The 12,541-nt window shown below is 39.9% G+C and carries 19 protein-coding genes and 1 pseudogene; 3 read left to right on the top strand and 17 right to left on the bottom strand.

Annotated features, from left to right (window positions below):
* Positions 1–13 precede the first annotated feature (13 nt).
* The 7 genes and pseudogenes from HHI26_RS15550 to pgl form a co-directional block, all read right to left on the bottom strand.
* Complete coding sequence (locus HHI26_RS15550; RefSeq protein ID WP_337707499.1) at positions 14–475, bottom strand: DUF943 family protein; 462 nt, start codon at positions 473–475, stop codon at positions 14–16.
* Positions 465–1,310: a YPO3983 family protein gene (locus HHI26_RS15545; protein ID WP_171149345.1), complete on the bottom strand. Its 846-nt coding sequence runs from the start codon at positions 1,308–1,310 to the stop codon at positions 465–467. The genes HHI26_RS15550 and HHI26_RS15545 overlap by 11 nt, the downstream gene beginning before the upstream one ends.
* Before the next feature lie 461 nt (positions 1,311–1,771).
* On the bottom strand, positions 1,772–2,233 hold the full coding sequence (locus tag HHI26_RS15540; protein ID WP_167864144.1) for a DUF943 family protein: 462 nt from the start codon (positions 2,231–2,233) through the stop codon (positions 1,772–1,774).
* Positions 2,223–2,531, bottom strand: a pseudogene (locus HHI26_RS15535) (YPO3983 family protein); the annotation flags it as partial. The gene HHI26_RS15540 and the pseudogene HHI26_RS15535, both read right to left, overlap by 11 nt.
* Before the next feature lie 66 nt (positions 2,532–2,597).
* Positions 2,598–3,059 carry a DUF943 family protein gene (locus tag HHI26_RS15530; RefSeq protein WP_133841196.1) on the bottom strand — a complete coding sequence of 154 codons (462 nt, stop codon included), beginning with the start codon at positions 3,057–3,059 and terminating at the stop codon, positions 2,598–2,600.
* Entirely contained in the window at positions 3,049–3,894 is an 846-nt protein-coding gene (locus HHI26_RS15525) for a YPO3983 family protein (RefSeq protein WP_133841197.1), read from the bottom strand. Before HHI26_RS15525 ends, HHI26_RS15530 begins: the two co-directional genes overlap by 11 nt.
* Positions 3,895–4,283: 389 nt before the next feature.
* The gene (pgl, locus tag HHI26_RS15520; protein WP_159337420.1) at positions 4,284–5,276 is read right to left on the bottom strand and encodes a 6-phosphogluconolactonase; all 993 of its coding nucleotides are present in this window, start codon (positions 5,274–5,276) and stop codon (positions 4,284–4,286) included.
* Between the two features lie 143 nt (positions 5,277–5,419).
* On the opposite strand from pgl, the gene HHI26_RS15515 reads away from it, so the two are divergent.
* The 3 genes from HHI26_RS15515 to HHI26_RS15505 all read left to right on the top strand — a co-directional run bounded on the left by HHI26_RS15515 (position 5,420) and on the right by HHI26_RS15505 (position 6,803).
* Complete coding sequence (locus HHI26_RS15515; protein WP_277395227.1) at positions 5,420–5,689, top strand: HAD-IIB family hydrolase; 270 nt, start codon at positions 5,420–5,422, stop codon at positions 5,687–5,689.
* A gap of 81 nt (positions 5,690–5,770) precedes the next feature.
* Complete coding sequence (locus HHI26_RS15510) at positions 5,771–6,592, top strand: pyridoxal phosphatase (RefSeq protein ID WP_171149344.1); 822 nt, start codon at positions 5,771–5,773, stop codon at positions 6,590–6,592.
* Positions 6,593–6,596: 4 nt separating this feature from the next.
* A complete protein-coding gene (locus tag HHI26_RS15505) occupies positions 6,597–6,803 on the top strand; it encodes a hypothetical protein (RefSeq protein WP_171149343.1) in 207 nt (68 codons plus the stop codon).
* Positions 6,804–7,070: 267 nt separating this feature from the next.
* On the opposite strand, the gene HHI26_RS15500 is transcribed toward HHI26_RS15505, so the two are convergent.
* The 10 genes from HHI26_RS15500 to HHI26_RS15455 form a co-directional block, all read right to left on the bottom strand.
* On the bottom strand, positions 7,071–7,754 hold the full coding sequence (locus HHI26_RS15500) for a hypothetical protein (RefSeq protein ID WP_171149342.1): 684 nt from the start codon (positions 7,752–7,754) through the stop codon (positions 7,071–7,073).
* A 95-nt stretch (positions 7,755–7,849) separates the two neighbouring features.
* A complete protein-coding gene (locus tag HHI26_RS15495) occupies positions 7,850–8,143 on the bottom strand; it encodes a hypothetical protein (RefSeq protein ID WP_171149341.1) in 294 nt (97 codons plus the stop codon).
* The gene (locus HHI26_RS15490) at positions 8,140–8,451 is read right to left on the bottom strand and encodes a hypothetical protein (RefSeq protein ID WP_171149340.1); all 312 of its coding nucleotides are present in this window, start codon (positions 8,449–8,451) and stop codon (positions 8,140–8,142) included. The genes HHI26_RS15495 and HHI26_RS15490 overlap by 4 nt, the downstream gene beginning before the upstream one ends.
* Position 8,452: 1 nt before the next feature.
* On the bottom strand, positions 8,453–9,025 hold the full coding sequence (locus HHI26_RS15485; RefSeq protein ID WP_346775684.1) for a hypothetical protein: 573 nt from the start codon (positions 9,023–9,025) through the stop codon (positions 8,453–8,455).
* Positions 9,022–9,453 (bottom strand): hypothetical protein, encoded by a 432-nt coding sequence (locus HHI26_RS15480; RefSeq protein ID WP_241008294.1) that lies wholly within the window; start codon positions 9,451–9,453, stop codon positions 9,022–9,024. Before HHI26_RS15480 ends, HHI26_RS15485 begins: the two co-directional genes overlap by 4 nt.
* Positions 9,446–9,898, bottom strand: a complete 453-nt coding sequence (locus tag HHI26_RS15475) for a glycoside hydrolase family protein (RefSeq protein ID WP_171149339.1) — start codon at positions 9,896–9,898, stop codon at positions 9,446–9,448. The genes HHI26_RS15480 and HHI26_RS15475 overlap by 8 nt, the downstream gene beginning before the upstream one ends.
* Positions 9,899–9,954: 56 nt before the next feature.
* Positions 9,955–10,215 (bottom strand): hypothetical protein, encoded by a 261-nt coding sequence (locus HHI26_RS15470; RefSeq protein ID WP_171149338.1) that lies wholly within the window; start codon positions 10,213–10,215, stop codon positions 9,955–9,957.
* A 33-nt stretch (positions 10,216–10,248) separates the two neighbouring features.
* Positions 10,249–10,905 (bottom strand): hypothetical protein, encoded by a 657-nt coding sequence (locus HHI26_RS15465; RefSeq protein WP_171149337.1) that lies wholly within the window; start codon positions 10,903–10,905, stop codon positions 10,249–10,251.
* Entirely contained in the window at positions 10,906–11,199 is a 294-nt protein-coding gene (locus HHI26_RS15460; RefSeq protein ID WP_171149336.1) for a hypothetical protein, read from the bottom strand.
* A gap of 18 nt (positions 11,200–11,217) precedes the next feature.
* Positions 11,218–12,375, bottom strand: coding sequence for a hypothetical protein (locus tag HHI26_RS15455; RefSeq protein WP_171149335.1), 1,158 nt, complete (start codon positions 12,373–12,375; stop codon positions 11,218–11,220).
* Between the last annotated feature and the right edge of the window lie 166 nt (positions 12,376–12,541).

Genomic DNA, 12,541 nt, shown 5'->3' with positions numbered 1-12,541 from the left:
CCGAAACTCATCATCAATTCCGTTTTCTTTTTACGAACTGACCATTATCCTGAAGAATATAATACTCGTTACCCACGGTGATTTGAGTTATGTTGTCTTTACTGTGTTGGATGATCATCATCGCATTCTTATCAACGCAGTTGATAGGTGGTTTCATATCATCAAAGCACAGACGATCATATTTACCCTCTTCTTTATAACCCTCATCAAAATCCCACAGTATCACACGATATCGCCCATCCTCATCGGGTTTAGGAGTATTATACTTCACCTTTAGCATCTCTTTATTTTTTAACCACCATTTCATTTTTTCCCTATCAGAGAAAGGATAGTCCTTGACCAAGACAACACTATAACTACCTCTCTGATGAACGTTTATGACTTTCATTGGACGATACCACAACCATAATAAATACCCACCAACGATTATGACCAACAGCATCATGAACTTTCTTTTTTTAGAACTATTTAACACGACGTTCACCAGTAATCTCAATGGTAGCTTCCATATTGGTCATAAACGGTTTAAACGCAAATTGACTGTAGTGTTGAAGGACAAACCAGATACGGAACAGGTTAAACTGCCTGAATTTCCAGTTCTGTATATCCAGATTATCCAGCCCAAAATGATCCTGGATTTTATAGTATACGACAGCGCGAAAACGATTATTTTCCACCTTCAGGGATTTGATAATAATCTGGGTGGCCCAGGTATCATGCACGCTAATTCCCATCCCGTTGAACCTATCCTTAATGCGATCAAATTTAGGCAGTATTCCGCTATCTATCGCATCAGTAAGTAGATATTTAAAATTTAAAGGATAATAACTATTTTCCCAGTCAATATTTATCGTCAAGGCATCTTTTAGTAATAGTCGTGAACTGTTTTCATCTGATCTATCAGTCAATATTTGCTCCCTCAGTGCCGAATCCAGCCTCGAACTGCTAAAATCCAGACCTTTTTTATGCTGCATATGGGTAATCATCTCAATGATGTTATCCCGATACGGGCCGTAAAAAGAGAACAATTTTGCACACTCACGGAACTCATCAAACAGAATATTGATGCACTCTTGTTTGCTAATCGACTCCGCCTTCCAGGCGGATGAGGCTGCAGGATAAGTAGGCACTTGCTGGTGCTTTTTTCGTGCCAGCGTCCAGGGATCTACCCTGTCAGAGACAGTTGCAAGGCCAAAATCTCTTTTCAGCTGTTCCGCGCTTAAATCACCGCAGCACATATCGTTAGCGCCGAAGTCATCCATGCGCTTCTTAGTGGTGAAAATGGTGCAGGGGAAAGATAATGCCGACATTGAAAACGCTCCTTGTGTTGAAAAATAGTCATCCTGACGCTGACTTTCTGTCAGTTCTCATGCGGCATCAGAGAAAGTGTCATTCAGTTGCCGACAACGTAATTTATCGATCACCGTCTGTGTTTCCAAATTAATATGATGATAAAAACCAAAAGTGCAGCACAGATCATAGTTATTGATAAATAGTAAAAATACGAATAGTAACAGGAGGTGTCAACACCTCACCCATTACAGCTAGTTATAATAAACCTCTATAAAAACCATAGACAACAGAAAAAACATTCTTTCTTTAATTAAAATCAACAACCTCCATTCAATTAGATTTTATTCTCACACTATCATCCTGATGAACAGCGACAATCTTCATTGCCCGACACCACAGCCATAACATGGCCCCAGAGAATACAATAACCATCAGTAGGATAAGCACTCTTTTTTTAATCAACTTTAAAAACATTATCTTAATCCGATTTTCTTTTTACGATGAGGCCATTGTCCTGAAGGATGTAAACTCCATCATCACCGATGAACTTGGTGACATTATATTTATCGCGACTGATTATCATGAGCGAGTTTTTGTCTACGCAGTTTACTGGTGGTTTCATATCCTCAAAACAAAGACGATCGTATTTATCCAACTCCTTATAACCGTCATCAAAATCCCACAGTATTACATGATACCGCCCCTGCTTATCTAGTTTGGGTATATTATACGTCTCCTTTACCATTTCTTTATTTTTTAACCACCATTCCATTTTTCCTGCATCAGTAAACGGATAATTTTTTACTAATACGATGCTATAACTACCACTCTGATGAACGGCAATAATTCTTACTGGACGACACCATAACCATAATATATAACCACCAATAATCATGATTATCAAAACCATAAACTTTCTTTTTTTAGAATTATTTAACATTACGCTCACCTGTAATCTCAATGGTGGCTTCCATATTGGTCATAAACGGTTTAAAGGCAAACTTGCTATAGCGTTGAAGGACAAACCAGATACGGAACAGGTTAAACTGCCTGAATTTCCAGTTCTGTATATCCAGATTATCCAGCCCAAAATGATCCTGGATTTTATAGTATACGACAGCGCGAAAACGATTATTTTCCACCTTCAGGGATTTGATAGTAATCTGGGTGACCCAGGTATCATGCACGCTAATTCCCATCCCGTCGAACCTATCCTTAATGCGATCAAATTTTGGCAGTATTCCGCTATCTATCGCATCAGTAGGATAAGCTCTCTTTTTTTAATCAATTTTAAAAACATTATCTTAATCCGATTTTCTTTTTACGATGAGGCCATTGTCCTGAAGGATGTAAACTCCATCATCAAGTGTGAAATCTGTAACGTTGTATTTATCGCGACTAACGGTCATCATCGCATTTTTATCCACACAGTTTTTGGGCGGTTTCATATCCTCAAAACAAAGACGATCGTATTTATCCAACTCTTTATATCCCTCGTCAAAATCCCACAATGTTACATGATATCGTCCCTGCTTATCTAGTTTGGGTATATTATACGTCTCCTTTACCATTTTTTTATTTTTTAACCACCATTCCATTTTCCCTGCATCAGTAAACGGATAATTTTTTACTAATACGATGCTATAACTACCACTCTGATGAACGGCGATTATTTTTACTGGACGACACCATAGCCATAATATGTAACCACCAATAATCATGATTATCAGAACCATGAGCTTTCTTTTTTTAGAACTATTTAACATTACGCTCACCTGTAATCTCAATGGTAGCTTCCATATTCGTCATAAACGGTTTAAAGGCAAACTTGCTATAGCGTTGAAGGACAAACCAGATACGGAACAAGCGAAACTGCCTGAACTTCCAATCCAGGACATCCTGGTTATCCAAGCCAAAATGGTCCTGAATTTTATAGTGTATGACAGCTCGAAAACGATTACCCTCTATCCTTAGCGATTTAATGCTGATCTGGGTCGCCCAGGTATCATGTACGCTAATTCCCATACCGTTAAACCGATCCTGAATGCGATCAAACTTTGGAAGTCTACCTTTGAATATCGCATCTGTAAGTTCATTTTTCTCATTTGAAGGATAGTAACCATTTTCCCAATCAATATTTTTTATTAACGTTTTTTGTAATAACAACCGTGAACTATTTTCGTTTGATTGATCAGTCAGTATTTGTACTCTCAATGCCGAATCCAGCCTCGAACTGCTAAAATCCAGACCTTTTTTATGCTGCATATGGGTGATCATCTCAATGATGTTATCCCTATAGGGACCGTAAAAAGAGAATAATTTTGCGCACTCACGGAACTCATCAAACAGGATATTGATGCACTCCTGTTTGCTAATCGACTCCGCCTTCCAGGCGGATGAGGATGCAGGATAAGTGGGCACTTGCTGGTGTTTTTTTCGTGCCAGCGTCCAGGGATCAACCCTGTCAGAGACAGTTGCAAGGCCAAAATCTCTTTTCAGCTGTTCCGCGCTTAAATCACCGCAGCACATGTCATTGGCGCCGAAGTCATCCATACGTTGCTGTGTGGTAAAAATGGTGCAGGGAAAAGATAATGCGGACATTGAAAACATTCCTTGTATTGAAAAATGGTCATCCTGAGGCTGACTTCCTGTCAGTTCTCACACGGTATCAGAGAAAGTGTCATTCAGTTGCCGACAACGTAATTTATCGGTCGCAGTCAGTACATCCTAATTAATATGAGGATAAAAACCAAAAGTGCAGCATAGATCATAGTTATTGAGAAATGGTAAAAATACGATTGGAAAAAAATATGCTACTTTTCGTTATGGTTATTTTGACTCAACCCTCTTCATTATTATCTGAGTCCGTTACGCTAAGCGGTAATCAATCATCTTTAATAATACTTCATGTTATCTCTCTCAGACCAATAAAAAGGGCCAGCCAGAATATGGCCGACCCTTGATATTTGCTGACTGAAAAATTAACGCGATTAATCCAGCTGGTGAACCACCACCCACATTGGTCCCTGCCCTACCGCATAGCGTGCCAGCGGTTGTAACAGGCCACGGTCGGCTGTGATTTTATACACTTCGATATGGTGCGACTTCTGCCCTGCTGCCACCAGGTACTGACCGCTATGGTCGATGTTGAAACCACGTGGCTGCGTTTCCGTAGGCTGATGGCCTTCAACGGTCAGGGTTGCGCCCTCGGTGCTGATGCTGAACGCGGTAATAATGCTGGCGGTACGGTCGCAACTGTACAGATGACGGCCATCCGGCGTGATATGAATATCGGCCGCCCAGCGGGTATCGCTGAAACCTTCCGGCATCATATCCAGGCTCTGTACTTTCTCCACTTCATCTTTACTGATGTCCCAGACGTCAACCGTGCTGTCCAGTTCATTCACACAGTAGGCGTAACGCTGGTTAGGGTGGAACACCATATGGCGCGGACCGGCCCCTTTGGTGGTGTTCAACTCAGACTGCGCTCGCGGCGTCAGTTCGCCGCTGTCAGACAGGTTGAACAAAGCGATACGGTCCTGCTTCAGTGCCGGAACAAACAGCGTCTGATTGGTCAGATCGATATTGGCCGAATGGCAACCTTCCAGACCGTTTACAATCTGCGTTGGTGCACCCGGCAGGCCATCAGCGCCAATCGGGCTGACGCTGACGAAGGCATCGTTATAAGAGCCGACGAAAATGAAGCGCCCCTGGCGGTCGGTAGAAATATGCGTCGGGCTGCCTGTCAGCGGTGCATGGCCCGCTTCTTTCAGTTTACCTTCGGCATCAATACGATAGGCAACCACGCGGAAATCCGGGCGCACGCCGACATAGAGAAACTTTTTGTCCGGGCTGACCACCATCGGCTGCACCTGGCCTGGGGCATCAACCACCTGCAACAACGTCAGTGCGCCGTCATCATTCAGCTGCCAGGCGTGGATCTGATGGCTCTCAGGGCTGGCGGTATAAACAACTTGTTTCATGAATGCTCCTTGTTCTGAACGGGAAATCGGTAAGTGGCTTTTCTCTTCATCTTCGGATGATGCTTTCTCTCTGTGCCGCCAGTTTTGTGGCTGGCGTCACAAGGTGTACACTTATTGACTTCTTTTGAGCCACGGGAACTGTTATGAGCTATCGCATCATCGCCCTCGATCTGGACGGCACGCTGTTAACCCCTTCCAAAACCATACTGCCAGAATCACTGGAAGCGCTCAAAAAAGCGCAACAGGCCGGCATAAAAATCCTGATCGTGACGGGTCGCCATCATGTGGCCATCCATCCTTTTTATCAGGCACTGGCGCTGGATACACCTGCAATCTGCTGTAATGGCACTTATTTGAATAGCTGCAATACTATACAAAAATACAAAAAAAATCACAGGCTTTCAGCATCATAAGTAGCACCTTAGGCATTTTGCTGCATGTCACCACGAGTGTACTATTGGGTAACCTCCAACTACATACGGTAACCACACGGCATGAATTATCAAGTAATAGCCCTAGATCTAGATGGCACGCTCTTAACGCCAGAGAAGAAAATCCTACCTGAATCGATACATGCTCTACACAATGCCCGTAAATCTGGTGCAAAAGTAGTGATAGTCACAGGCCGTCATTTTGTCGCTATACACCCTTTTTATCAGGCATTAGAACTTGATACACCCGCAATCTGTTGTAATGGTGCTTTATTGTACGATTACCCCGAAAAAAAGGTTATTGCTTCTACCCCATTACACGCAGAACAAGCCGCACTATTGATAGATCTTCTTGAATGTTATGATGTTCACGGATTGATGTATGCCGATGATGCCATGATTTATCAAGATCTAACCGGACACATCGAACGCACAACTAATTGGGCGAACTCCCTACCAGTATCACAGCGTCCAGTATTCCGGCAGGTAAAATCGCTTCGTGAAACCGCTAATGAAGTTGAGAGTATTTGGAAATTCGCCCTAACTGATACCGATACTGACAAATTAAAAAAATTCACTCAGATTGTGGAACGTGAGTTAAGCCTCACTTGTGAATGGTCATGGCATGATCAAGTAGATATCGCACAAAATGGAAACAGCAAAGGCAAACGTCTAGCTCAATGGGTCGAATCACAGGGCTTATCAATGAGTCAGGTTATAGCTTTTGGGGATAACTTTAATGATCTAAGTATGCTTAAAGCGGCAGGTTTAGGTGTAGCGATGGGTAATGCTGTTGATGAAGTGAAAGCCTGTGCGGACTTGGTGATCGGGACTAACATCGAACCAAGTATTTCTGATGTAATCAACAATTATTACAAGGAATAAGTGTATGACCGAAGAACAATTCCTACTCAAATATCCAAAAGAGAAGTACAAATATATCCAAACCAGAAGACGCGAGAAAGGTCATATGGGGCAGACTGAAATCTATTCATATGACATTGTAGACATTGCGACTGATGAAATCGTATACAAAGCTACTTATACGGAACATATGAATGTTAAAGGGTTCGCAACCACTGAGTACTGGGAATAATGAACAGCCCCAAATGGGGCTTTTTCAAAAATAAACCGTTATCACTTCACACATTAAGTTTTATCGTGCCATTGGTCCCGGAAGATAGACGTATAGATACCGCATCCAGCTTCAAATGTGTAACCCGTCTGATCTGCAAACTTCTTGTACTTTAAACGATCTCTCAGGTCATAGTACTGAACACCAGAGTAAAAAACTTAAAACTAAAATTTCTTGAGATTTTTAGCGATTATGAAATTCCTTTAACTAAATACAGGCATCACTTTTTCATGGGGTTTTCAAAATTTGATACAACACTAAACAACAAGCTAAAAATGCAAAGAATGTACTAATTGAGGGTATGTATAACCCAGTAACACGCTTAAACCGTTCATCAGGATGAAGGTAAGCTCGTACACTACAATGGATTTTCAAAAAATAACACTTTAATCTATCAATGTAACTTGGATGGTGTAAAACAGCAGTACAACGATGATAAAGAAAAAACTGCTTTATCCATTTTCTAATGACTTTTTCAGTCACATCAGCAGGATTGTATGTAGTATAAATATTGATGTCTGCGTGAACGGCTTCTGAATCACCAGAAGTACTTGGTGATATGAAGACTAACAACATCCCTAGATTATTATAAGTTATTTGTAATGTAGAACCTTCCTGTCTCTTATAATCATAATGGGTGCTTTTTTCTTCCTTAGTAATAATAAAATTTCCAGTGAACTCCATTGGGAACTTCAGAGAAATCCCATCATATGTCGGATAATTTTTATACAGCATTGAATCTGCATAATCATAGCAAAACAAAGGAATCCCAACTTGATCAGCTTCCTGAACAATACTTCTTATTGAAGATAGTATTGTAGGTTTATGCCCTTTCCAAAAAATACGAGATAGCTCTATTTTTTTCTTATCTTTAGCAATAAGTCGAGACTGTTTAGATAGCCATATTTTCATGGTAAATCCAAGTATAAAGTTATAACTTTATTTTATCAGTAAAAACCAGATTTCATCAACAAAAAAACCCGCATACGTGAATATACGGGCTTTTCTTAACTACCACCAACCATGATTAGCAGTATCTGGAACAACTGCCCCAAAGGAACTTGAATGAGTACTACACCAAAGTAATCCATAATCGGTACTATGATCCAGTTGTAGGCGATAACCGCCGTGAGAACGAAACCAAGAGCATTACGCCAGTGAAAACCAGTCTTATTAATTTCCTGTTTGTTCAGTTCAATCTGACCATCTTCTTTTGTTACTTTTACTTCCTGTTCGATGGTTTTAGTCTTCATGAAGAAGTTCATACCTGTTTTTATTAAATCTAATACAATACTAATCATTCTATAATTCCTACACAATAAGCCCAAATGAGCTTTCCTTTTACAAATAACTTAGTAGAGTCGATTAGATATACTTGCATTACTTCATCATGTAATGTCCATTCCAGTACTGAACCATCTACTAACTTTTGCTCACTTTCAAAACAGACATTCATATAACTATCAAATTTCAGTTCTGTATTATTTAATGCTTTACGTTGCTTCTTTCCAAGAAACATTACACTTAATGGCATACTGTTTGCCACTGGAGTACATCCATCTAATTGAATGTAGTGTGTCATTTCTCCATAATGTTGTTCAAAATTCATATCATCCCTTCTTTACTTTGAAAGTACCTTTAATGTCTTTAATAATGAGCAACGCACCTTTCTCACCATTGCGGTAAAAGTCGTAAACCATCTTGCGGCGTTTCTCTTCTCTAAGTCCGATTACCCGCTTATTGCGTTTCTTCTTACTCTTAACATTAGTATCAATCAGGCGTTCTTTAGTACCCTGTTTGACTACCTTATAACGTCCATTAGAAAGATTACGTTTCAATCCTGTGATGTTACCAAAGCGATCAAGACGTGCTGCACTTGTCGGTACAATCTTATCTATCATCTTTGGTTTAACTAATATCTCATAGAGGTATTTAGCCTGGACGTCTTTAATCATTATGGTTGTTTTAACACTGGTAGTAGTCTTACTAAAGAAAAATGATACTGCTCTTTTAGTAAATGGTACTGGTCCCTTGTCAACTGCCTTACTCATATCATCTTGCATCTTAACTGATAAGGCCCTACTTTGATCAATGATTGATTGGACAACATCCTTAGTAATACGTTGTCCTTCTTTATTGATAAACTTAGTAGCATCCTTTGTATTGATTAGTACTCTTTTCACATTAACACCTCTATTAACCTCTGAAGTATCTTATAAGTATCTCCATTGTCTTTTGGTAGACGTGCTTTAACCATTATTGCTTTATTCAGGAAATCATGACGAGTACCGAAGATTGCGATTAATGCCGCCTCAACTAATGCCGCCTGATTCACAGTTTTAAAACACCATAAGATTTGTTTCTTATATTCCATACCACTATCAATCATTTCTTTTACTGTCTTTGATGAACTGGTGTATGACTTCCAGTTAGATTCTATTGAAGTACCTTTCAACCTCTTCCAGTCTTTGATGCCCTTGTATACCTGCTTAACACCGATATAGAATTCACCACTTTCGGGAAACTGAATTAGATATGCGAATCCGGCATAATTAACTACTTCATCTACATTCCATTCATCATCAAAGAACATTGTCCAATCACTAACCATTCAACACCGCCGCAAGCATCGCATTAACGCGGTTTGGTGTCTGGCGATACCAGTTAGAGTCCTTTACTTCTTTAATGGCAGTTGCATAGTTACCCGCTTTAAGGGCAGCTAAAAACTTCTTAAACTGGCGGGTCTTGGTCAATCCAAGTTGAAACACCATGAGAACCATGAAGTCATTCCAGTTCGATACCGGGGGTAAGTTAAGACCAAGTACCGCTACATCACGCCTTGCAATGGCTATATCAAGGTCTAATAACTTGTCTGCCTGAGCCTCTGTAAGCCCCTGTGAGAAGTCTTCACCCTTAAGTACTAAATGACCATAGCCGATTGTTGGAAAGCCCAGAGAGTCCTTATAAGTCCAGAATTTACTATCACGGTAACAACCTAACTTCTTCTGATATGCCTGTGTACCTTCGTACTCTTTTAATTGTAATTTAATATCCATTTGAAATTCCTTTTTCATTGATATTGTATTTAGTACTGACGAAAAAAAAGTGCCCGTTAAGGCACTTTTTTACGTTCTTCTAATAATACTAATGCAACTCTTAGATCTTGTTTGATATCACTAATATCATCCCGAAGCTCTTTGATTTCAACTACGTCACCTTCAATTGTTTCTACCTTTTGTTCAAGAATTAAAACTCTGTTAGCCAGTGCTATTAATCTTGCTTCTTTTTCTTGTGTATCTCTTTGGTAGTTCCTGAAGATTTTATAACAAAGTCCCGCTACTGGTATTAATAGTGAACCTATTATCCATTCCATAATGATTCCTATTATTTCTTTATTGTATTGTATTTAGTACCCGGTAAAGCTCGCTAATGCTATCTGAAATCCATTATTTCCCATTGCTTGCCTATATGTTCTTTGATACTGATTAATATATTGCATACTAAAAGAAGTAGAACTGTTACGCCTAATAACCAAACCAGAATAACCAAGTACCTGACCATCATCAGATACGTTCCCCGGACATTGACTAAAGCAAAACCAAGGATCAGCAAACGGCACTGTCACTGTTAGAGCATTAGATAGATCAGCAGTAGCGGGGGCAGTTAGAAACCCCCTGATACGTGGCATTGTGCCAGCACTTGCAGCAGACCAAATCAATTGCCCTGCCGGATTGCGAACATCAAGGTAACCACTAACAGGATTAGCTGTATGGGTTGAAGTCATGAACCTACCGATGTTCCTCTGAAACAGAAATGCCCCAGGGAAACACCAGCCCCCGTTAGTTTGGATCTGAAACCAGTACTGTGTGGTATTCATATTAACAACTACATTTGCATTTAATGATCCAAGTTGACCACCATCACCAAAAGCAGTTTTAATACCTGTGTAATACCCAAAACTTTCAAGGTTCCCCATTGCCTTAACACCACCAGTCATGATGGATTTGTTTGTACTGTCAATGGTTAAGGCACCATTAACATTGTATAATTCAAAACCTGGCATTTACACCGCCCATTTATATACATTGAACGAGTAAGTACCCAATACAGAATTACCCAGTAAATTGTTTACCGTCATTGTTCCATTATTACAAATACAATAATAATCATTTGAATATTCATTATATGCATTCGCTTTATGAGCGAACCAGCCTGTACTTCTCATAGCTGGAATATTGAATGTAAATGAAGCCGGAGGATTGGTAATTGTATATGTCCCCATATACCGTATATTGTAATCCCCTAAATCTACGACGAGTACCCCCGCCGCATTCCAACACTGTAATCCTTGTGCCATATATTATTCCCTTATCTGTTACCATAGACCTAAACGAACACGTAGTGTGCCGTTAGCATCGTATATTTGTATTAAATTATTTGTTTGTACCATTCTTCCAGTTGTGCCATTACCATTCATTTGGAATGAACCAGACTTATCAATACGCCAGCCAGTACTACTATCAACAAAATTATCACTCTGAATAGTATTTCCTATTTTGGCATTAGTAATAGCACCATCAATGATGTTCGCAGTATTAATAGCAGCCTGACCAATCTTAGCATTAGTGATAGCTGCATCGGCGATATACGCCTCACCTATACTTGCCTGTTGAATCATTGCCGTTTGAAGGTACGTATTACCATTGATGATTGCGAATGGTGCCGCACCACCAACTACTGCCGAATCACTACCAGACACAATGAACTTATCAGCCGCGAAATAGATTGCTGAGTTATTAGCCGCACCAGAAGAAGCAACAAGACGAATACCCGAAACAGTACCATTAGCTGCTACTGATAGTGAGTATTCAGAGTTAACATTAGCGGTATCTGCTTTAGTAATCATTTGTTGGTTAACAGTGGCGATGTTATCATCTACTTCAGATTTTAACTGCGTGATTGCAGTAGTCTGAGCACTGTCCATATCAACTACTGTCTGATTTAATTCAGTGATTTTCGCCGTGTTACCATTCACAGTATTACGTAATGTATCAACCTGTGTAGTGGTATATGCCGAACTTTCATTAACTGCTTCTGCTATAGCATCATCCAGACGTTTATCCAAATCAAGAATATCATTAATTTCTGCTGAATCTTCTGGAGTGAATTGATACTTAGAATTTATACTTATAGTTTGTTCTGGAGTGTATAGTACGTTATCAGTACCGAATACATCAAAGAAACCAACCTTAACTTTATACTCACCATCAGTAATGTTAGGTACTGAATCAAATTCTGGTTTGTTTGAAATATAAGTTGATACTGTAGTCGCACTTGTCATGTAAATCACACAACCAGCATAATCACGTTCTGTTGATTGAACCCATGAAGCGAATAAGTTACCAAATCCACCACCAAGTTTAAGACCAGTTGCCATACGACATTGTTTGTTCTCAACTGAGATTTTAACTTCCTGACTGTAAGTACCAGAAGAATAACCCTGTGCGATAATACCAATACTTGGATTACGCAATTTAGTTTCATTCAATGCTAAGGTAAAGTTGAAAGAACTATTCTGAGTATAGAAGGTTCTAATTACTGTAGTGTAAGTATCCCGGCAAAACGGCCCATTCACTTTTAGAGATCTTCCGACATACTGATTATGTCACCTGTGGAGATAGCTATGCGTAAGATCCGAT

The organism is Erwinia sp. JH02, from assembly GCF_013074405.1.
In the GTDB taxonomy this organism is placed as follows: domain Bacteria; phylum Pseudomonadota; class Gammaproteobacteria; order Enterobacterales; family Enterobacteriaceae; genus Erwinia; species Erwinia rhapontici.
This window is presented reverse-complemented; position numbering and strand designations above follow the sequence as displayed.